Origin of the sequence: Empedobacter stercoris (assembly GCF_020281205.1) — a bacterium.
Classification (GTDB): Bacteria; Bacteroidota; Bacteroidia; order Flavobacteriales; family Weeksellaceae; genus Empedobacter; species Empedobacter stercoris.
Window position 1 is genome coordinate 1 of sequence record NZ_JACXZC010000029.1, and the last position, 21,378, is coordinate 21,378.

Genomic DNA, 21,378 nt, shown 5'->3' on the forward strand with positions numbered 1-21,378 from the left:
ATTTAGCACTTGGCTAATCATTGGGGGCTAGCCCCCAATGATTTAATTTGAGTTGCACTTATTTGTTGAACTTAGAAATACTACCTTTTTATTTATATATCTATTTTTTAATAATTCTTCTTGATGATTTACAGCGCAAGATGAAATTATAAGATAAATAATAATGATAAAATATTTATACATAATAAAAGTATCTTAATGTTGACTTTATGAATATATTACTTTTTAAAACAAAAAAACCACCTAAATAACTTTAGATGGTTTTTGAATTTATGTTAAGAACAATTTTATCCGTTCATCGAAATTAAAAATTCTTCGTTGCTACGAGTTGTTTTAATACGTTGATGCAAGAAATCCATCGCTTCAACAGGATTCATATCCGCCAACATATTTCTTAATACCCACATGCGTTGTTGAGTTTTATCGTCTAATAATAAATCATCTTTACGCGTAGAAGAACTTACTAAATCAATCGCAGGGAAAATACGTTTGTTCGAAATCTTACGATCCAATTGTAATTCCATGTTACCAGTTCCTTTAAATTCTTCGAAAATAACTTCATCCATTTTAGAACCTGTATCAATCAATGCAGTTGCAATAATTGTAAGAGAACCTCCATTCTCGATGTTACGAGCAGCTCCAAAGAAACGTTTTGGTTTGTGTAATGCATTAGCATCAACACCACCCGATAAAACTTTACCAGATGCAGGAGAAACCGTGTTGTAAGCACGAGCAAGACGCGTAATAGAATCTAAAAGTATTACGACATCATGTCCACATTCTACCATACGTTTTGCTTTTTCTAAAACAATGTTCGCAACTTTTACATGACGATTTGCTTCTTCATCAAACGTAGACGCAATAACCTCTCCGTTTACAGAGCGTTTCATATCAGTTACCTCTTCTGGACGTTCATCGATTAATAAAACAATCAAATATACCTCTGGATGATTTTGAGCAATTCCGTTCGCAATATCTTTCAATAAGGTTGTTTTACCCGTTTTTGGTGGCGCCACAATCATCCCACGTTGACCTTTACCAATTGGTGTAAATAAATCAATTACGCGATTTGATAACGATTTAGAATTACTAAGATTGAATTTCTCGTTAGGGAAAAGTGGAGTTAAATGCTCAAAAGCGATACGATCGCGTACATAATCGGGCGTTCGTCCGTTAATTTCTTTGATTTTAATTAAAGGAAAATATTTTTCACCTTCCTTTGGAGGGCGAACTTCTCCTGTAATTGTATCTCCCGTTTTTAATCCAAATAATCTAATTTGAGATTGAGAAACATAAACATCATCTGGAGAAGATAAATAATTGAAATCTGACGAACGTAAAAAACCATAATTGTTATCTGGTAAAATCTCTAAAACACCTTCTGTTTGGATAATTCCATCAAATTCATAATTCGCAGCGCGGTATTTATTTTTTTGATTTTGTTGGTTGGGGTGATTGTTTTGTTGAGATGGTTCGTTTTGATTACGTTGATCAGATGGATTGTTTCTCTTCTGATTGTTATTTTTTTTCAGGTCTTGGCTTTTGTTCGCTCGTTCCTGAAATTTATTAACACGAGGATTTTTCTCCTCATTTTTGTCTATTTCTTCTGAAGTATTATCCATCTTTTCGATTTTGACTTCTTCTTGAATAGTCTCTTTTTGATGAGTTTCTACTTCTGGATTTTGAACTCTTTTACGTTTCGGTTTCTTCTCTTCAACAGGAAGATTATCGGTTTTCTCTTGTGCTTTTTCTTTTACAGCAGGTTTCGTTTCTGCTTTTGTTTCAACACTTTCCTCAACTTTTGGTTGAGTATTAATAAAAGCTAAGACAGTATCTAACAGCTCGCCTTTTTTTAATTTTTTATACCCATCGATTTTTAATTGCTCTGCAACTTGTTGTAAATCTGGTAATTTGAATGATTTTAATTTTTCGATATCAAACATAATCCTATAATGAAGGTATTAATGTATTTATATTTTTTTATTCAATAAAGTAATTGGGAATCATAACAATAGAATTGTTACAAAGCGAATAAATTTGAGATTTATTAATGCAATAGTACGAATAATTATAAAAACTCAAAAAGTTTTTTTACATTTGTATTCGAAATTTAAGAAATGATTCAAAGAAAGCAAAGTATATATTTATTCTTAAGTGGAATAATTTCGAGTATATTCGCCATGAATTTTGATAAACTATTTGATATTCCATTACAATGGTTGCAAAATCCAGAGAAGGGAGATTACATTTTTTCATTAGCCTTTTTCTCATCAGCTTTAATTTCGTTTTTAACCATTATGTTTTTTAAAAAACGAAGCTTACAGATTAGCTTGGGATGGTTAAATATTATTTTGAATGTTTTATTAATTGGTTCTTTTGTTTACTGTCTATTAACATTACCTGGAGAAGGAAATTCTGAGAAAGGTATTTGGGCATTAGTTCCTTTAGCTTCGATTGTGCTTCTGTCAATTGCCAATCGTTTGATTAAGAAGGATGATGATCTTGTAAAATCAGTAGATAGATTCAGATAGACCAAAAACTTTTTATATTATGAGTGTCTAAAAGCAGTTTCAACGTGTTGAAACTGCTTTTTTTGTTTCTATTAATTACATTTTAATATAAAATAAAGAAGAATTTTACTTTTTTATTTTATTGACTGTTTAAAACAGGGGTATAGAAGTGTTAAGTTGTATTAATTTTCGATTAACCCCTAAAAAAATAGGGGTAGTTTTATTTTGTGTTTATTTTTTTATTTATTTTTGTACCATAAAACAACATAAATTATTTCTTTATGACATCATTTCGTTTTGAAGCTTTAAAAGCCGCAAGTAATCGTAAGCCGGTTAGCGTTCCTGATTTAGGTAAAAAATCAGATATTTTTGCAAGTAATGTATTTAATGACAAAGTAATGCGTCAGCATTTAACTTCGGAAGCATACAAAGCAGTACGTTCTGCAATGGATTATGGTACTAAAATTGACCGTAAAATGGCAGACTTTGTAGCTTTAGGTATGAAAGAATGGGCGATGAGTAAAGGAGTTACGCATTATACACATTGGTTTCAGCCTCTGACAGGAACTACAGCAGAAAAACATGATGCGTTTTTTGAAACCTCATTTGACGGAGCAGATCCAGTAGAAAAATTTAGTGGATCATTATTGGTTCAACAAGAGCCAGACGCATCTTCTTTTCCGAATGGAGGAATCAGAAACACCTTCGAAGCACGCGGGTATACAGCTTGGGATCCTACTTCTCCTGCATTTATTTTTGGAACAACATTGTGTATTCCTACCGTTTTTGTTTCGTATACAGGTGAAGCTTTAGATAATAAAGCCCCATTGTTAAGAGCACTTTTGTCTATAGATGAAGCGGCTACAGAGGTGGCGAAATTTTTTGATAAAAATGTAAAGAAAGTTACACCAACTTTGGGTTGGGAACAAGAATATTTCTTAATTGACGATGCTTTAGCAGCTTCTCGTCCTGATATTTTACAAACTGGTAGAACATTGTTAGGTCATGTTTCGGCTAAAGGACAGCAATTAGAGGATCATTACTTTGGATCGATTCCTACTCGCGTGTTGAATTATATGCGCGATTTAGAGAACGAATGTATGTTGTTAGGAATTCCTGTCAAAACACGTCATAATGAAGTTGCTCCAAATCAATTTGAATTAGCGCCAATTTTTGAAGAAACAAATTTAGCGGTTGACCACAATTCATTATTAATGGATGTCATGCAAAAAGTAGCAGAGCGTCATCATTTTAAAGTGTTATTTCACGAAAAACCTTTCAAAGGTGTTAATGGATCTGGAAAACACAATAACTGGTCGTTGGCAACTGATACAGGAGTGAATTTATTAGCGCCAGGCAAAACGCCAAATAGTAATTTACAGTTCTTGACATTTTTTATTAATACAATAAAAGCGGTTTCTATTTATGAAGAATTATTACGTGCGTCTATTGCATCAGCTTCTAATGATCATCGTTTAGGTGCAAATGAAGCGCCTCCTGCTATTATTTCAATTTTTATTGGTCAGCAATTGACAAAAGTATTGGAAGAATTAGAAGGTGTTTCGACAGGGAAGTTATCTCCAGAAGAAAAAACGGATCTAAAATTAAATGTCGTTGGGAAAATTCCAGATGTATTATTAGATAATACAGATCGTAATCGAACTTCTCCATTTGCATTTACAGGAAATAAATTTGAGTTTCGTGCGGTTGGTTCTACAGCAAACTGTGCAAACGCAATGACAACTTTGAATGCTATTGTTGCCAAACAATTGATGGATTTTAGAAAAGAAGTTGATACGTTGATTGAAAGCGGTTTGAAAAAAGATGAAGCAATTTTTAACGTTTTACGCGAATACATCAAAGAAACCAAACATATTCTTTTTGAAGGTGATGGATACAGTAAAGAATGGGAAGAAGAAGCGGTTCGTCGTGGATTATCAAATCATAAAACAACTCCAGCAGCTTTAAAAGCAAAAATTTCTCAAAAATCGTTGGATTTATTTGCGGAAGTAAATGTGATGAATCATACAGAAGTTGAGGCTCGTTACGAAATCGAATTAGAGGATTATATCAAGAAAATTCAGATAGAGGGACGTGTTTTAGGTGATATAGTAAGAAATCATATTATCCCAACTGTTTTTAAATATCAAAACTTGTTAATCAAAAATATTAAAGGATTCAAAGATATATTCGGAGACGACTATGAACAATATGCTGGAGAGCAATTAATTATTTTGAAGAAAATTTCGATGCACGTTAACGAATTAAATGCAAAATTACACTTGATGATGGATGCACGTAAGGAGGCAAATGTGGTGGAGTCTTTAGAAGAAAAAGCTCACGCTTATTGTGATAAAGTAAAACCTTATTATGACGAAATTCGTTACCATGCAGATAAGTTAGAGTTGATGGTGGATAACGAATATTGGGTTTTAACAAAATATAGAGAGTTATTGTTTACCCGATAATATTTTTAATGATATAATACAAAGCCGATGATTTTTCATCGGTTTTTTTGTTTAAACAAGTGATATATGTCATTTATTTTGAATTGTTATAAATTAAGCGTTTTGATAAGGCAATATTGTGTTTTATATATTTTTTTCTATAAGTTTATAGTAACATTAATATTAATTAACACTTAAAATGAATTTTTTATGAAAAAAATTTTATGTTCTTTATTGACTTTATCGTCTCTTGCAACGCTATCAGCACAAATTTTTGAAGAAAATTTTGATGGGAATGGACCAGGTATTAGCGCATGGACAGTTATAGATAATGATAAGAATAAGCCTGCGTCTGCAGTGAATTTCATAACAAATGGATGGAATTCTATTGATCGACAAGGAAATAATGGAAATTATGGTGGACCTATGGGAAACTTTGCAGCAATGAGTACTTCATGGTACAGTCCAACAGGAACATCAGACGATTGGTTGATTTCACCAGTTATTGATCTTAAAGATGCTAAAGATCCTGTTTTAGAATGGAAAGCTAAAGCGCAAGACCCAGATTTTTCTGACGGTTATAAAGTCATGATTTCTACAGGAGGTAATGCAATAGCTGATTTTAAAACTGAAATATTAAGCGTGTCAGCTGAAGATAGTGATTGGAAAAAAAGAACTTTCAATTTAAAAGACTATGCAGGACAGCAAGTAAGAATAGCATTTGTTAATAACTCTACTGATATGTTTATGTTATTAATTGATGATATAAAGGTGACAGAATCTTCAGGAGGAGGTGATCCAGATCCAACAAGTGATGTTATTTGGTCAGATAATTTTGACGATGTAGATATTTCTGATTGGAAGTTATCAGATAAAGATGGAGACAAATTTAATTGGTCAGCTGTTCAATCAACAGATGCATCAGGTAACCCTGTTGGCAGTCCATTAATTACTTCGGCATCTTATATTAATGATTATGGTCCTTTAACTCCAGATAACTGGATAACATCTCCAGAAATTGATTTAACAAATGTAGACGGTAAAGCAACTTTGAAATATGGAGTTTTTGCTTCTGATCCATTGTATAACAAAGAGAATTATGCCGTTTATATTTCTACAACTAACGATACTTCTAATGAATCAGATTTCAAACAGGTGTTTACCGAAAAAGACTTGCCTGGTACAGAAACTGAAAGATCAGTAGATTTAACAGAATTTGTAGGACAAAAAATCTATATTACATTCAGACACTTTAATGTATCAGATATGTACAGAATCAATATTGATAATGTATCCGTTGAAGGAAAATTGAAAACATTAGGAACATCAACTGTTAAATCAGATAAAGCTGTTAGTGTGTATCCAAATCCAGTTCAAGATTCATTCAAAGTAAACTTAGACTCAAATGCAGATAAATCTAAAGTAACTTTAGAATTATTTAATCTAAATGGAGCTAAAGTTAAAACATTTAAACACGCAGATTCATACGATATTTCATCTTTACCAAAAGGAGTTTATATTTTAGAAATTAATAATGGCACAAGCAAAGTTGTGAAAAAATTAGTTAAAAAATAATTTTTAACTAAGATTAGAATACAAAACCGATGATTTTTCATCGGTTTTTTTTATTCAAATTTTCTGAATCACTTGAGTTATTGTATCTTTGCAATCCAATAAAAGTATATGGCAGATTTAGGTCTATTAGATAAATTAAGAGCAATTAAACAACGATTTGATGAGGTGGCAGATTTGATCATCCAACCAGATATCGTGACAGATCAAGCTCGTTATGCAAAATTAAACAAAGAATATTCTGATTTAAGAGATTTCGTAGAGATTCAAAAAGTATACGAAGGATACTTAAATGCGATTGAAGAAGCAGACGAAATCATTAATGACGGTTCTGATACAGAAATGGTTGAATTAGCTAAAATCGAAAAAGATGAAGCAATCAATGCAATTCCTGCAATAGAAGAAGAGATCAAAATGATGTTGATTCCAAAAGATCCAGAAGATGATAAAAACGTTATCGTTGAATTGCGTTCTGGTACAGGAGGAGATGAAGCAGCAATTTTCGTAGAAGACATTTACCGTATGTATTCGATGTATTTTAAAGAAAGAGGATGGAAACATGAAGTTTTGAATACTTCTGATGCATCTGGAAAAGGATACAAAGAGTTGGTGATGCAAGTGGAAGGGAATGCAGTTTATGGAACGATGAAATACGAATCAGGAGTTCATCGTGTACAACGTGTTCCAGAAACAGAATCTCAGGGGCGTGTGCATACTTCGGCGATTACTGTTGCGGTTTTACCAGAAGCCGAAGAAGTGGATGTGGTGATTAATCCAGCAGATTTAGAATATCAAACAGCTCGTTCGTCTGGTGCGGGAGGACAAAATGTAAATAAGGTTGAAACGAAAGTTCAATTAACACACAAACCTTCAGGTATCGTAATTGTTTGTCAAGAAGCGCGTTCGCAACATAAAAACCGCGAGAAGGCATTGCAATTGTTACGTACAAAATTGTATGAAATAGAATTCGAGAAAAAACATTCAGAGCGTTCGGCTCAACGTAAATCTTTAGTGTCAACTGGAGACCGTTCGGCTAAAATTCGTACATACAACTATCCGCAGGGACGTGTAACGGATCACCGTATCAATAAGTCGATTTACAATTTGGATAACTTTATGAATGGAGATATTCAAGAAATGATTGATGCGTTGAAAGTGGCAGAAAATGCAGAAAAATTGAAAGGATCAGATGAAGATTTCTAATATTCATCTGATTAATAGAATAAAAAAATCCATCTCAATGACTGAGATGGATTTTCGTTTATTATAAACCTATAGATACACCCATAAAAGGTTGAAATCCGCTAGAGAATATACTTTCATTTTCTTTGTATAATACGTTATACATAACACCTGCTTGAAATCTTACAGATCCAGAAGATTGATAACCAGCACCTAACCATAAAGCAGATTCATCTAATTTTGTTTCGTAATTATAGTTATAACGTTCGTTATACTTTTGTTTCCCTGTGTAGTACATATAGTTGGCTCTAAGAAAAAGATTTTCGACTGGAAAAAAGTTAACATAAGGTCCAGCATTAAATAAATTCAATTTAGCATAATCGTCTTTTGCATATTGATAACCGGCTGCAGCACCAAGTTCTAAATTGTTAGCAATCATGTAACCAACACTTGGAGAAACATTGAAACCAAAATAACCATTATTACCAAAAGATAATCCAAGACCGCCACCAAATCGCCAATTATTGTTAAGTAATTGATTTTGATTTATTTGAGCATAAGTAATACTGCTTAGGGTTAAAGAAATGATAAATAAGAGTAACTTTTTCATAGAAATTTAAATAATATTTAACGTTTAAAAATGGCTATAATTGAAAAAACCACTATAAATTTGTCCTATCAAAAATAATAATTCTGTTTTTCAATAAACATCATTATTAATTTTAATCGTAACGAGTCGTTCATAGTTTTTTATTATAAAAGAATAGATATTAGGTTTAATAAATCTATAATTTATTGCTTTTCTGGTTTTATCTTTGCAGTAGTAAAGTTAATCAAAATAGACAATATAAAAATTTAAACAAATGAAATTATTATCGCCAGAAAAAAAACAAAAAATCGCTGATATTTTAATTAAATTATTAGCAGACGAGCATATTTTATATTTAAAAACAAGAAATGCACATTGGAATATTGAAGGTCCAGATTTTCAAACCATACATGTGTATTTTGAAACGTTATATAACGAGTTACAAATTGTCATAGACGATGTTGCGGAAAAAATACGTCAAAAAGATGTATACGCACCAGCAACAATGGCAGAGTATTTGCAGTTAGCTCATTTGTCAGAGGCAAGAAAAACAGAAAACAAAGATAGTTTAAGTTTTATTGCTGATTTGCTACACGACCACGAAGTGATTATAAACTTTTTGGCAGAAGCTGTAGTAGAAATTGATGAGTTCAACGATATTTCAACTTCGGATTTCTTAGTTGGTTTATTAGAACAACATCAAAAAACTGCTTGGATGCTTAGATCGCATCTTAAATAAAGTGAACATTATTTTACTTCATAAGTTTTTAGTGTTAATTCATATTAGTGTTAATTAGGTTGAGCCTTGGATTTTCCAAGGCTTCAGCTTTTTATAGAGGTTTGTATTTTAACCCTCTACTTCTTTTACTTCTGCATCTAACGCATTTGTTTTTACAGAAGCTATTCCATTTTTAGCACCAGATTCTGTTTCGTACGATTGGCTTGTTCCAATAATTTGTCCATTCGTAGCTTTCAAATTGAAATGCCATTTTCCAGAAGTTCCTTCTTTCAATTCAAATTTAGAATCATCTTGCGAATTTTTACGGACTGATTCGATTCCGTTTTCGCAACTTGCTTTTTGTTTGTACCCTTCGCTTGCCAAAATATTTTGTCCGTTTTTAGCTTTCAAACGAAAACGATATTCTCCTGCTTTGTCTTGATAAATTTCAAACATAATAAATAGATATTTAATGGTTTATGATGAATATAAATGTATAAAATTTATTTGATAGTTTGAATGATGAAAAATAGGTTCAATAAAAAAATCCTGAAATTAATTTTCAGGATTTCAAATTTTTATTCGATTCTCTTCAAATTGTCAACATTGTTTTTATGAACATATAGCGGGATGTGTTCGATTACAACGTCATTTTTCTCAAGTCCAAAAGATTTCGGTATGTTAAATTCTATTTTCTTTAAAATGTAATATATTTTTAAAGTAAAGAATTCTTTCATGCTTAGTTTGGTTTCAATTGAAGGGAATTTTTCAATTAATACAAATTTCATGTCAGGATCTTGATTGTATTTTTTTAGACAAGGATTCAAGTATTTTAATTCCAATTCTCCATTTGCATACATATCATTGATTACTTTTTTGATATATTGTTCTGTTTTGGGTTGAACTCTAAATCCAATATTAAACGTAATTCGATATATTTTTTGCTCAACAATTGGCAGAATTTTATAATTTAATGTATAAGGTTCGCTATCACGACTAATGTTGACAAACCAATATACATCTGCACGTTTTGGTCGCTTTGATAGGATAGATTGAATACTGTATTTTTCAATGTTTTTTGGATTGGTAGATTTGGTTAAATAAAACAAGAAAGTCGAATATTTGTTTATGGTTTTGTCTTCGCTTAATTCTGTTAATACATTGGCATATCGCTTTATTTTGACAAATTCGAGGTTGCGTGAATTGAGAATTTTACCATAAAAACTACAATACATAATCACGAAGAACAACCATCCCATTAATAGGGCTAAATAGCCACCATCTACAAATTTTACGACATTCGCGATAAAGAAAGAGCTTTCGATAGCGACAAAAATGGATAAAATAGCAACTATAAATAGTTTGTTGAATTTGGTGTAATAATTTAGATAATACGATAACAAAAAAGTAGTCATTAACATGGTAATGGTAATTGCAAGTCCATAAGCGGCTTCCATGTGAGAAGAGTCTCGGAAATATAAGACAATAAATACACAACCTGCCCACAATAAGAAGTTGATTGTAGGAATGTAAACCTGACTTTTGTGTTCGTTAGGTTGAATAATCAATGTTCTTGGCCAATAACCTAAGTTAATAGCTTCGTTGATCAAGGTAAATGAACCTGTGATTAAAGCTTGAGAAGCAATAATAGCTGCACCAGTAGCAATACAAATTCCAGGAATTAGAAACCATTCTGGCATCATTTCGTAAAAAGGATTTCGTCCGTCTAACATTGGATTATCTTGATGCATCAACCATGCTGCTTGACCTAAGTAATTTGTAACTAAACAGATTTTAACGTAAATCCAACTGATTCTGATGTTTTTTCGACCACAATGACCTAAATCTGAATATAAGGCTTCTGCTCCAGTTGTACACAAGAAAACGGCTCCAAGTATCCAAAATCCATGAGGATAATTCATTAAAAGATTGTAAGCGTAGTAAGGATTTAAAGCCTTAATAATACTTGGATGATGTACGATGTGTAAAACTCCTAACCCCAAAAGCATCGTAAACCATAAAACCATAAATGGCCCAAATATTTTACCTACTTTATTTGTTCCAAATCGTTGGAAGAAAAATAACATCGAAAGGATAAAGATAACAATAGGAATAGTAGGGAGGTGTTCTAAACCATTTAACATCCGAAGTCCTTCTACAGCGGAAGAGACGGAAACAGGTGGAGTGATTATACCGTCTGCAAGTAATGCAGAAGCGCCAATAATCGTTGGAATAATTAAGTTTTTACCTTTTTTCTTGATCAGCGAATACAACGAAAAAATTCCTCCTTCACCATCATTATCTGCTTTTAGTGTCAACCATACATATTTGATCGAAGTCTGAAAACATAAAGTCCAAAAAACACACGAAACGCCTCCGTAGACAATTGCTTCATCAATTACACGATTTTCTCCAATTATCGCTTTCATTAAATATAAAGGACTTGTTCCAATGTCACCGTAAATGATTCCAAATGCGATTAATAGAGTTGCCGCTGTTACTTTATTCATTGTATGGTTTGATTCCATAAGCAATATTTTAAAATTTCTACGAATGTATGCTGTTGAAAAGAGATTTTACAATCTTATTTATTTATAATACAAAAGCTACTTTATATTTATTTTCGATTTTAATCATAGCGTATTTTTACACCAATTCTTTTCTTTTGGTTAATTATGAATAAATTTAAGTATTGTTTATCCATAGTATTTATTTTTAAGGGATTGTTTTAAACTAATATCTTATTGAAAATTAATAATTTGTAATGATTTGCATTTAGATAAATTAATTTTTAAAACTTTATTATGCTTGCATAATAAAAAAAGATTATATTTGTTAGACATACACTAAAATATGTTAAGAGAAGATTTAACGATAGATTATTTATTGCGTTCAACATGGCTTTCTGTACAAAAAATGTATAACGAGCAAGCAGGAGCTTACGATTCCACTATGGTGTATGCTTTTACATTATTATCAATAGATCCAAAGGGAGGTACGCCAAGTACATCTTTAGGACCTAAAATGGGAATAGAGCCAACGAGCTTATCACGTACATTGAAAAACTTAGAAGCAAGAAAATTTATCGTCAGAAAACCAAATCCAGAAGATGGTCGAAGTGTTTTAATCACATTGACAGAGGAAGGTTTACGAATGAGAGACATTTCAAAACATTTTGTTTTGCAGTTTAATGAATCAATTAATAATCACATCGATCCAGAAAAAATGCAAATTTTCTTGGAAGTGATTTATAAGATTAACCAATTAATATCGGACAAAAAAATATTTAAAAACAATTATGAGAAGACACGTTAAACATGTAACTGTATTAGGATCAGGAGTAATGGGGTCTGGTATTGCATGTCATTTTGCAAATATCGGAGTCGAAGTCTTGATGTTAGATATGGTTCCTCGCGAGCTTACACCACAAGAGCAAGCGAAAGGACTTACTTTAGAGAGTAAAGTAGTTCGTAACAGAACTGCTCAAACTCATTTAGACGCTGCTTTAAAAAGCAATCCTTCACCAATTTATGACAAAGCATTTGCTTCTCGTATAACCGTAGGAAATTTTGATGATGATTTCGAGAAAATTAAAAACTCGGATTGGGTAATAGAAGTTGTGATCGAAAGATTGGATATTAAACAATCTATTTTCGAACGTGTCGACAACTTCCGAAAACCAGGAACTTTAGTGACGTCGAATACTTCTGGTATTCCAATTCATTTGATGGCGGAAGGTCGTTCGGAAGATTTTCAGAAACATTTCTGTGGAACGCACTTTTTTAATCCACCACGTTACTTAAAATTATTCGAAATTATTCCAACTCCTCAAACAGATCAATCTGTTGTTGAGTTTTTCCAAAATTATGCATCTTTATTTTTAGGTAAAACACCTGTTTTATGTAAAGATACACCAGGTTTTATCGGGAATAGAGTGGGAGTTTACTCGATGGCAAAAGTGATGGAATTGGCGCAAGAAATCGGATTAACGATTGAAGAAGTTGATACGTTAACAGGTTCTATTTTGGGTCGTCCAAAAACGGGGACATTCAAATTGGGTGATTTGGTTGGTTTGGATACTGCATATAATGTAACAAAAGGTTTACAGCAAAATGCAACAAACGACGAAATGATTCAAGGTCTGAAAGATTCAAAATTCTTGAATTTCTTAATCGAAAATAAATTCTTAGGCGATAAAACCAAAAAAGGATTCTATTACAAAGAGATTGACAAAGACGGAAACACGAATCGTTTTGCGTTAAATCTTGATACGTTAGAATATCGTCCGATGGAACGTGCAAAAGTTACAGCTGTAGAAACTGCTAAAAATGCAGGTTCTATGCGTAATAAATTAGGTGTTTTATTGAAAGACTCAGGAAAGGCTGGAGAATTAATCCGTAAACATTTTGCGTCATTATTTGCTTATGTTTCGCAACGTGTTCCAGAAATAACCGATGTTCTTTATCCAATAGATGATGCGTTAAAAACTGGTTACGCTTGGAAATATGGACCATTCGAAACATGGGATTTAGTTGGTTTACAAAGCGGAATTCAATTAGTAGAATCAGAAGGTTTCAAGGTTTCGGATTGGGTAAAAGAATTGGCAGAAACTGGAGCAGATTCTTTCTATAAAATTGAAAATGGAAAGAAATTATTCTATAATCAATCTTCAAAACAATTCGAATTAATTCCTGGTCAAGATGCATTTATCGTATTGGATAACATTAGAAAAACCAACGAAATTTGGTCAAACAAAGAATGTTCAATTCAAGATTTAGGTGATGGTATCATTAATATCGAATTCCGTTCTAAAATGAATTCTCTTGGAGGAGGAGTTTTACAAGGAATTAATAAAGGAATCGAGTTAGCTGAAAAAGATTATCGTGGAGTTGTGATTGGTAACCAAGGCGACAATTTCTCTGTTGGAGCTAATTTAGCAATGATTATGATGATGGCTGCTGAGCAAGATTGGTGGGAGTTGAACATGGCAATCAAAATGTTTCAAGATACCATGATGCGTGTTCGTTATTCATCTATTCCAGTCGTTGTTGCTCCTCATGGAATGACACTTGGTGGAGGTTGTGAAATGTCGATGCATGCCGATAAAATTGTAGCTGCTGCCGAAACTTACATTGGTTTGGTTGAGGTTGGAGTTGGTCTGATCCCAGGTGGTGGAGGTTCAAAAGAATTTGCGCGCCGTGCAACAGAATTTGCATTGAAAGATGATGTAAAAGTAAATCATTTGCGTGATAATTTCATGAATATCGCAACTGCTAAAGTAGCAACTTCAGCTTATGAAGCGAAGAATATGGGAATTATTCGTGAGCAAGATATTGTTGTGGTAAATGCAGAACGCCAAATTGCAGAAGCGAAGAAGCATGCAATTATTATGGCAGAAGCAGGTTACACACAACCAATTCAACGTAAAGTAGAAGTGTTAGGAAAAGAAGCGATGGGAATGTTCTATGTCGGAACAGATTCTATGGTTGCTGGACGTTTTGCTTCAGATCACGATCGTTTGATTGCAAATAAATTAGGATATGTAATGACAGGTGGTAACTTATCTGAATCGACTTATGTTTCAGAACAATATTTGTTAGACTTAGAGCGCGAAACTTTCTTATCGCTTTGTGGCGAAAGAAAAACGTTAGAGCGTATCCAACATATGTTGAAAACAGGTAAACCTTTAAGAAACTAGTATTTTGATTTTTGTATTAAGTAAAATGTAAAAAGTATTAAGATGAATAACTATAAAGATTTACTTGTTTGGCAAAAATCAATTGATTATACAATTTATGTTTATTCAATTTTGAAATCTTTTCCTAAGGAAGAAATATATAGTTTGACATCACAAATAAAAAGAAGTTTAATATCAATTCCTTCGAATATAGCAGAAGGAGCTGGTAGAAATAGTAAAAAAGAATTTAATCAATTTTTATCTATTGCTTTAGCTTCGAGTTTTGAATTAGAAACTCAATTAATTATTGCATTAAAACTTAATTATATTGAAAATGATGAATGTTTGAAAGAATTGAATCATATACAAAATATGATAGCTAAGTTAAAAAAGTCACTTAATACATAATACAACAATACATAATACTTTTAATAAAATGAAACAAGCATATATAGTTACAGGATATAGAACAGCTGTAGGAAAAGCACCAAAAGGAACATTACGTTTTACGCGTCCAGATGAAATGGCTGCTACAGTAATTAAGCGTTTAATGCAAGATTATCCAACTTTAGATCCAGCACGTATCGATGATTTGATCGTAGGCTGTGCGATGCCCGAGGCAGAACAAGGATTGAATATGGCACGTCTTATCTCGTTAATGGGATTAGATACAGATAAAGTTCCAGGTGTTACAGTAAATCGTTATTGTGCATCAGGTTCGGAAGCAATTGCATTAGCAGCTGCTAAAATTAGAACAGGAATGGCAGAATGTATCATCGCAGGTGGTGCAGAATCGATGTCGTATATTCCGATGGGAGGTTACAAGCCAATTCCAGAAACAGCTTTAGCAAAAGATCATCCAGATTATTATTGGGGAATGGGATTAACGGCTGAAGAAGTTGCGAAGGAATTTAAAGTTTCTCGCGAAGACCAAGATTTGTTTGCATTCAATTCGCATCAAAAAGCGTTAAAAGCAAATGCCGAAGGAAAATTTGCTTCTCAAATCGTTCCAATAGGAGTTGAATATAACTTCTTAGATGATAAAGAAAAAGTTCAAACCAAGAAAATAGATTTCAAAGTGGACGAAGGTCCTCGCGCTGATACGTCTATTGAAGGTTTAGCAAAGTTACGCCCTGTATTTGCACAAGGAGGATCGGTTACTGCTGGTAACTCTTCGCAAATGTCTGACGGAGCTGCTTTCGTAATGGTAATGTCAGAAGATATGGTAAAAGAATTAGGTCTTGAGCCAGTTGCTCGTTTAATGGCGTATTCTACGGTTGGCTTAGCACCACGTATTATGGGAATGGGACCAATGTTCGCTATTCCGAAAGCGTTGGAACAAGCAGGTCTTAAACAAGAAGATATCCAATTAATTGAATTGAATGAAGCGTTCGCTTCGCAATCTGTTGCGATAATGCGCGAGTTGAATCTGAATCCTGATATTGTTAATGTAAATGGAGGTGCAATTGCTTTAGGGCATCCATTGGGATGTTCTGGAACAAAATTAACCGTTCAATTGTTACATGAAATGGAAGCGCGTAAAGCCAAATATGGAATGGTTACCATGTGTGTTGGAACAGGTCAAGGGGCAGCTTCAATTTTCGAATACCTAAAATAAAACACAGAATTGAGAGGTTAGATTATAGATTTCAGATTTATCTAACTTCTCATTTCTAAAATCTAATATCTAAAACAACAAAAAAATATGTCTACAAATCCAAATAGATTAATAGGAGGTCAATACTTAATTAAAGATGCCTCTTTTAACGACATCTTCACTTACGAAGATTTATCAGAAGAACAACAAATGATTTTGCAATCAGCAAAAGAATTTATCGATAAAGAAGTAGTTCCGAATAAACACAAAATCGAGAAAAAAGATTATGCGTTAATTGAAGAATTAATGCGTAAAATTGGTGAATTAGGATTATTAGGAATTTCTGTTCCAGAAGAATACGGTGGAATGGGAATGGGATTCGTTACTACAATGTTAGTTTGCGATTACATTTCTGGAGCGACAGGGTCTTTAGCAACAGCTTTCGGTGCACATACCGGAATTGGTACAATGCCAATCACTTTATACGGAACAGAAGAGCAAAAACAAAAATATTTACCAAAATTAGCAACAGGAGAATGGTTTGCTTCATATTGTTTAACTGAGCCAGAAGCAGGTTCTGATGCAAATTCGGGAAAAACAAAAGCTGTTCTTTCTGAAGATGGAAAAGAATACATCATCACAGGTCAAAAAATGTGGATTACAAATGCTGGTTTTGCAGATTTATTCATTGTTTTTGCACGTATCGATGAGGATAAAAACATCACTGCTTTCATCGTAGAAAAAGATAAAGCGGGTGCTGGTTTTTCTTTAGGAGAAGAAGAAGATAAATTAGGAATTGTATCTTCATCAACACGTCAAGTTTTCTTTAATGAAGTTCGTGTTCCAGTTGAAAATCTTTTAGGAGAAAGAAACGGAGGATTTAAAATCGCAATGAATGCATTGAATGTTGGTCGTATCAAATTAGGGGCGGCATGTTTAGATGCTCAACGTCGTATTTTAGATTATTCTTTACAATATGCAGCAGAACGTAAACAGTTCAATACATCAATCAATACATTTGGAGCAATCAAAGAAAAATTAGCTGATATGGCTGTTTCTGCGTTTACTTCAGAAGCGGGTGCTTACCGCGCGGCAAAAGATGTGGAAGATGCAATCGAAGATAATATTGCGAAAGGAATGCCACATAACGAAGCCGAGTTAAAAGGTATCGAAGAATATGCAATTGAAGCTTCTATTTTGAAAGTTTGGATTTCTGATGCAGCTCAAGTTTCTGCCGATCAAGGAATTCAGATTTACGGAGGAATGGGGTATTCGAAAGAAATGCCAATGGAAGCAGCTTGGAGAGATGCGCGTATCTCAAGAATTTACGAAGGAACAAACGAAATCAATACCTTATTATGTATTTCGATGTTGGTGAAACGTGCATTCAAAGGAAAATTAGATTTAATGTCTCCAGCAATGAATGTTGCCAACGAATTAATGTCAATTCCATCTTTTGATGTTCCAGATTATTCAGAATTATTTGCACAAGAAAAAGAAATTATTTCTAATCTGAAAAAAGCATTCTTTATGGTTGCGGGTTCAGCATTACAAAAATTTGGAGCTGAATTAGAACAACACCAACAATTGATTATTGCTGCTTCGCGTATCATGCAAGAAATTTATATGGTAGAATCTGCGATGTTACGTGCAGAAAAAATTGCAATTACAAAAGGTGCTGACGCTGCGAAAAATGCAGAAAAATTAGTTCAATTACAGTTATTCAAATCTGTTGAGATTATCAAATCAGAAGCAACTCGCGGAATTATTTCTTTCACAGAAGGAGATGAGCAACGTATGATGTTATCAGGTTTAAGAAGGTTTACGCGTTACAACGAATATCCAAACATAGTGAACTTAAAAACTGAAATCGCAGATCTTTTAATCAAAGAAAATAAATACACGTTCTAATACTATTTTAAAGTTAAATTATCTAAAGCAGTCAATTTTGACTGCTTTTTTTATATTTAATAGCTTGAATATTAATTTGGTATATCGTTTGATGAATATAAGTCAAGTACTAGTCTTTATATAAGTTAGTTGAGTTTTCATGGTACTTAAGTTTTAGTAGAGAAAGACCTCAGTTGTGTTCCAATTGAGGTTTTTTTTGGTTAAATAATAATGTTTATTCATTAAAAATAAATAAGTTAAGTGTGTTTTTATATCTAAAAAATTATTTCAGAAGAATGTTTCATAGTAACTTTAATAAAAATATTAATCCATAAAACCAAAGCTTATGTTAACTAACGCTATTATTCTTACGCTAACCATGTTTGTTACATTTTGTGTGATGTGTTTGGTGAAAATAGATGAATTAAGAAAGATGAAATAACCTAAAAAAATCCATTTGTAAAAGTGGAGTTTTCTTGTTTTATAACGTTATATTTACGTTATAAAACAATACAATGAAAAAGAAATTGGTGGTTTTAACGGGAGCAGGAATTAGTGCCGAAAGTGGATTATCTACTTTTAGAGATGCAAACGGATTGTGGGAAAATCACGATATTATGGAGGTTGCTTCTATTGATGGTTACCTTAGAAATCCGAAATTGGTTCAAGATTTTTACAATCAACGTCGCAAACAATTGTTCGAAGTTGAACCAAATGCAGCGCATTTTTTTCTAAAAGAGTTAGAACAGGATTTTGATGTTTCGATTATCACTCAGAATGTAGACGATTTGCATGAGAGAGCTGGTTCTTCTAAAGTGATTCATTTACATGGTGAGTTAAGAAAAGCACGTAGCGAAAAAAACGAAAAGTTGATTGTTGATTGGAATAACGAAATCAAACTTGGCGATTTAGCAGAAGACGGAAATCAGCTTCGTCCGCATATTGTGTGGTTTGGAGAAATGGTTCCTGAAATAGAAAATGCAATTGATGAGGTTTTGACAGCAGATATTTTGATGATTATTGGAACATCGATGCAAGTATATCCCGCTGCTTCGCTCAAAGATTATGTAAAACCAAATGTGCCTATTCTGTATATTGATCCTTCAGATTCTTATACCGATTCTTCAATTATTCATATCAAGAAAAAAGCAACAGAAAGCTTAGATGATTTAAAAACTATTTTGAATAAATTTTAGAATTTTACGTTTTAAATTGTTTAAAATCATAGTTCATGAAGTATATATTTTTACCTTATTTTGTTCTTTTAGCTTCTATAACGTTAAATGCACAAGAAGTTAACACTTATTACCAATCAATCGTAGATCAAGTGAAATATGATTCTGTTCAACAAAAATTACAAAAATTTCAAGATTTTGGAATTAAAACCGTAGGATCTTCGGCGCATGATTACACCTTCAGTTGGTTAAAGTCTTATTATGCAAAATATGGATATACTCAGATTGAGCAGCAATCGGTAAATGTTTTTGGAAATGTTGGGTATAATCTTATTGTAACAAAAATGGGTAAAAAATACCCTGACGAATTCATTATTATTGATGGGCATTACGATACTTTAAATGGACCTGGAGCAAATGATAACGGCTCGGGTACAGTAACTTTATTGGAAATTGCTCGATTAATGAAAGATATTGAAACCGATTATTCAATCAAATTTATACATTTCACAGGAGAAGAACGTGGTTTGATAGGAAGTCAAGAATATGTTAATAAAATTGCAGTTCCTCAAAGTCTAAAAATTAAAGCTGTACTCAATATAGATGAGGTTGGTGGAGTAGCAAACAAGGCAAACACGACAATTATTTGCGAACAAGACGAAAGCAATCCAACATCGAATAATGCAGCTTCGTCAGAATTAACCAATCAAATGGCAACTATTTTCCCCTTGTACACATCGCTTCAAACTAAAATATCGAATGCTTACAGTTCCGATTATATGCCTTTTCAAGCAGTTGGTTATCCGATAACGGGACTTTTCGAGCAAAATCAAACTCCTTATGCGCATACCTCTCAAGATATAATCGATCATTTAGATCTCACTTATCTTACAGAAGTGGCCAAAGGGGCATTAGCGACGTTGTTGCATTTTTCTCAAGCACAAGAGAAGTTGAATACAACAAATCATCCGATTTCTACTTTACAGGTATATCCAAATCCAGTAAAGAACTACCTTTATTTTTCTCAGACTTTGAAGCAGCCAAGAATTACCATATACAATGAAGTAGGAGTGCAGGTTTATGATAAAAAATTTCAAACAGCTGTCTCGCAAATAAATTTAGAACACCTTACGACTGGTGTTTATTTCATCAATGTAAACTCAAATCAATACCACTCTAAAATCATAAAAAAATAAATTGTTGCTCCTCATTGCTGTAATAAATTGTCTTTTTTAGCTAAATAGTTACTTTTTTTGTCTAATGGGGAATTAATTCTTCGATATACGAGCATCGAACAAACCATAGGGAATGGATATACAATGGATATGGAATCGATACAGCGTGGATACACAACTGATACAGAAAAAATGCATTTTAGTGCATACAACCTCCATTTAGGTTAATGGATAACCAATTAGGTTCATCATTCGTCACTTCTAATGAATTTGTTTATCTAAGGGGTAATTTTACATCGTTGTTGTGCCCCTTCAAGAAGAATACCGAATAAAAAATGAATATTCCAACCACAATAGAAACATAGGTTTTATTAAGTTTTACGTTCTACGCTTAACGTTTTACGGATTTTGTCATTCTAAGTTTATTTCAGAATCGCATCCAATGATACTTATTTTAGAGGTTTGAATCGTCTTGGTCATTATGCTGAATATCAAGTGGAAATACTGTTTTTGGTCATGTGTTCTTACGATTTAAATGATTCTCAAAGGTTATTTTGGTAATCTACTTCATTTTATATTTGTATTCAAAAAGTGATTTTGTGTTATTTCGAAGCCTTGAAAATTCCAGCCTCTCACAAATACATAATGGATTTTACTTAATACATTATAAATATTACATAGTACAACACTAAAATCTACTTTTTTAAATGAAATTTAAAGATTATCATTGCTCAAAAGACGAGTTTAAATTCATTGAAACTTTAAAAATGATATCCTTTTGTATTCCACTAAACATTTTTTTGTATAAAAAACAACTTGGCAATTATTACAACCCCTGAACTACAA

16 protein-coding genes are annotated in these 21,378 nt (G+C 32.7%); 12 read left to right on the top strand and 4 right to left on the bottom strand.

Annotation, left to right across the window (positions count from 1 at the left end; translation table 11 throughout):
* Positions 1-287: 287 nt before the first annotated feature.
* Complete coding sequence (gene rho, locus IF125_RS12020; RefSeq protein WP_171623189.1) at positions 288-1,943, bottom strand: transcription termination factor Rho; 1,656 nt, start codon at positions 1,941-1,943, stop codon at positions 288-290.
* 174 nt (positions 1,944-2,117) lie between these two features.
* Here rho and IF125_RS12025 point away from each other — a divergent pair, with 174 nt between their 5' ends.
* The 4 genes from IF125_RS12025 to prfA all read left to right on the top strand — a co-directional run bounded on the left by IF125_RS12025 (position 2,118) and on the right by prfA (position 7,732).
* A complete protein-coding gene (locus tag IF125_RS12025) occupies positions 2,118-2,531 on the top strand; it encodes a DUF4293 domain-containing protein (RefSeq protein ID WP_171623190.1) in 414 nt (137 codons plus the stop codon).
* Between the two features lie 260 nt (positions 2,532-2,791).
* Positions 2,792-4,978: a glutamine synthetase III family protein gene (locus IF125_RS12030; protein ID WP_188319654.1), complete on the top strand. Its 2,187-nt coding sequence runs from the start codon at positions 2,792-2,794 to the stop codon at positions 4,976-4,978.
* Between the two features lie 189 nt (positions 4,979-5,167).
* A complete protein-coding gene (locus IF125_RS12035; protein WP_225542668.1) occupies positions 5,168-6,532 on the top strand; it encodes a T9SS-dependent choice-of-anchor J family protein in 1,365 nt (454 codons plus the stop codon).
* A 108-nt stretch (positions 6,533-6,640) separates the two neighbouring features.
* Positions 6,641-7,732 carry a peptide chain release factor 1 gene (prfA, locus tag IF125_RS12040; RefSeq protein WP_225542669.1) on the top strand — a complete coding sequence of 364 codons (1,092 nt, stop codon included), beginning with the start codon at positions 6,641-6,643 and terminating at the stop codon, positions 7,730-7,732.
* Positions 7,733-7,793: 61 nt separating this feature from the next.
* Here prfA and IF125_RS12045 read toward each other — a convergent pair whose 3' ends face one another.
* Entirely contained in the window at positions 7,794-8,321 is a 528-nt protein-coding gene (locus tag IF125_RS12045) for a hypothetical protein (RefSeq protein WP_225542670.1), read from the bottom strand.
* Between the two features lie 253 nt (positions 8,322-8,574).
* Between IF125_RS12045 and IF125_RS12050 the strand changes: the two genes are divergently transcribed.
* Positions 8,575-9,039, top strand: coding sequence for a Dps family protein (locus IF125_RS12050; protein ID WP_171623195.1), 465 nt, complete (start codon positions 8,575-8,577; stop codon positions 9,037-9,039).
* 108 nt (positions 9,040-9,147) lie between these two features.
* Here IF125_RS12050 and IF125_RS12055 read toward each other — a convergent pair whose 3' ends face one another.
* Both IF125_RS12055 and IF125_RS12060 read right to left on the bottom strand, forming a co-directional pair.
* Positions 9,148-9,474, bottom strand: coding sequence for a YegP family protein (locus IF125_RS12055; protein WP_188319655.1), 327 nt, complete (start codon positions 9,472-9,474; stop codon positions 9,148-9,150).
* Between the two features lie 122 nt (positions 9,475-9,596).
* Positions 9,597-11,546, bottom strand: a complete 1,950-nt coding sequence (locus tag IF125_RS12060) for a KUP/HAK/KT family potassium transporter (protein WP_225542671.1) — start codon at positions 11,544-11,546, stop codon at positions 9,597-9,599.
* A 325-nt stretch (positions 11,547-11,871) separates the two neighbouring features.
* Here IF125_RS12060 and IF125_RS12065 point away from each other — a divergent pair, with 325 nt between their 5' ends.
* The 7 genes from IF125_RS12065 (at position 11,872) to IF125_RS12095 (ending at position 20,553) form a co-directional block, all read left to right on the top strand.
* A complete protein-coding gene (locus IF125_RS12065) occupies positions 11,872-12,333 on the top strand; it encodes a MarR family winged helix-turn-helix transcriptional regulator (RefSeq protein WP_171623198.1) in 462 nt (153 codons plus the stop codon).
* Complete coding sequence (locus IF125_RS12070) at positions 12,317-14,716, top strand: 3-hydroxyacyl-CoA dehydrogenase/enoyl-CoA hydratase family protein (RefSeq protein WP_225542672.1); 2,400 nt, start codon at positions 12,317-12,319, stop codon at positions 14,714-14,716. The genes IF125_RS12065 and IF125_RS12070 overlap by 17 nt, the downstream gene beginning before the upstream one ends.
* A gap of 42 nt (positions 14,717-14,758) precedes the next feature.
* Positions 14,759-15,103 (top strand): four helix bundle protein, encoded by a 345-nt coding sequence (locus IF125_RS12075; RefSeq protein WP_171623200.1) that lies wholly within the window; start codon positions 14,759-14,761, stop codon positions 15,101-15,103.
* Positions 15,104-15,131: 28 nt separating this feature from the next.
* Positions 15,132-16,313 (top strand): acetyl-CoA C-acyltransferase, encoded by a 1,182-nt coding sequence (locus IF125_RS12080; protein ID WP_225540059.1) that lies wholly within the window; start codon positions 15,132-15,134, stop codon positions 16,311-16,313.
* Between the two features lie 87 nt (positions 16,314-16,400).
* Complete coding sequence (locus IF125_RS12085; protein WP_225542673.1) at positions 16,401-18,203, top strand: acyl-CoA dehydrogenase family protein; 1,803 nt, start codon at positions 16,401-16,403, stop codon at positions 18,201-18,203.
* A 494-nt stretch (positions 18,204-18,697) separates the two neighbouring features.
* Complete coding sequence (locus IF125_RS12090; protein ID WP_225540061.1) at positions 18,698-19,378, top strand: SIR2 family NAD-dependent protein deacylase; 681 nt, start codon at positions 18,698-18,700, stop codon at positions 19,376-19,378.
* A 35-nt stretch (positions 19,379-19,413) separates the two neighbouring features.
* Positions 19,414-20,553 carry a M28 family peptidase gene (locus tag IF125_RS12095; protein ID WP_225542674.1) on the top strand — a complete coding sequence of 380 codons (1,140 nt, stop codon included), beginning with the start codon at positions 19,414-19,416 and terminating at the stop codon, positions 20,551-20,553.
* Positions 20,554-21,378: the final 825 nt, after the last annotated feature.

Bases quoted from the DNA above. Each gene is read 5' to 3' on its own strand.
- rho (WP_171623189.1), bottom strand. From the start codon at position 1,943: ATGTTTGATATCGAAAAATTAAAATCATTCAAATTACCAGATTTACAA.
- IF125_RS12025 (WP_171623190.1), top strand. From the start codon at position 2,118: ATGATTCAAAGAAAGCAAAGTATATATTTATTCTTAAGTGGAATAATT.
- IF125_RS12030 (WP_188319654.1), top strand. From the start codon at position 2,792: ATGACATCATTTCGTTTTGAAGCTTTAAAAGCCGCAAGTAATCGTAAG.
- IF125_RS12035 (WP_225542668.1), top strand. From the start codon at position 5,168: ATGAAAAAAATTTTATGTTCTTTATTGACTTTATCGTCTCTTGCAACG.
- prfA (WP_225542669.1), top strand. From the start codon at position 6,641: ATGGCAGATTTAGGTCTATTAGATAAATTAAGAGCAATTAAACAACGA.
- IF125_RS12045 (WP_225542670.1), bottom strand. From the start codon at position 8,321: ATGAAAAAGTTACTCTTATTTATCATTTCTTTAACCCTAAGCAGTATT.
- IF125_RS12050 (WP_171623195.1), top strand. From the start codon at position 8,575: ATGAAATTATTATCGCCAGAAAAAAAACAAAAAATCGCTGATATTTTA.
- IF125_RS12055 (WP_188319655.1), bottom strand. From the start codon at position 9,474: ATGTTTGAAATTTATCAAGACAAAGCAGGAGAATATCGTTTTCGTTTG.
- IF125_RS12060 (WP_225542671.1), bottom strand. From the start codon at position 11,546: ATGGAATCAAACCATACAATGAATAAAGTAACAGCGGCAACTCTATTA.
- IF125_RS12065 (WP_171623198.1), top strand. From the start codon at position 11,872: ATGTTAAGAGAAGATTTAACGATAGATTATTTATTGCGTTCAACATGG.
- IF125_RS12070 (WP_225542672.1), top strand. From the start codon at position 12,317: ATGAGAAGACACGTTAAACATGTAACTGTATTAGGATCAGGAGTAATG.
- IF125_RS12075 (WP_171623200.1), top strand. From the start codon at position 14,759: ATGAATAACTATAAAGATTTACTTGTTTGGCAAAAATCAATTGATTAT.
- IF125_RS12080 (WP_225540059.1), top strand. From the start codon at position 15,132: ATGAAACAAGCATATATAGTTACAGGATATAGAACAGCTGTAGGAAAA.
- IF125_RS12085 (WP_225542673.1), top strand. From the start codon at position 16,401: ATGTCTACAAATCCAAATAGATTAATAGGAGGTCAATACTTAATTAAA.
- IF125_RS12090 (WP_225540061.1), top strand. From the start codon at position 18,698: ATGAAAAAGAAATTGGTGGTTTTAACGGGAGCAGGAATTAGTGCCGAA.
- IF125_RS12095 (WP_225542674.1), top strand. From the start codon at position 19,414: ATGAAGTATATATTTTTACCTTATTTTGTTCTTTTAGCTTCTATAACG.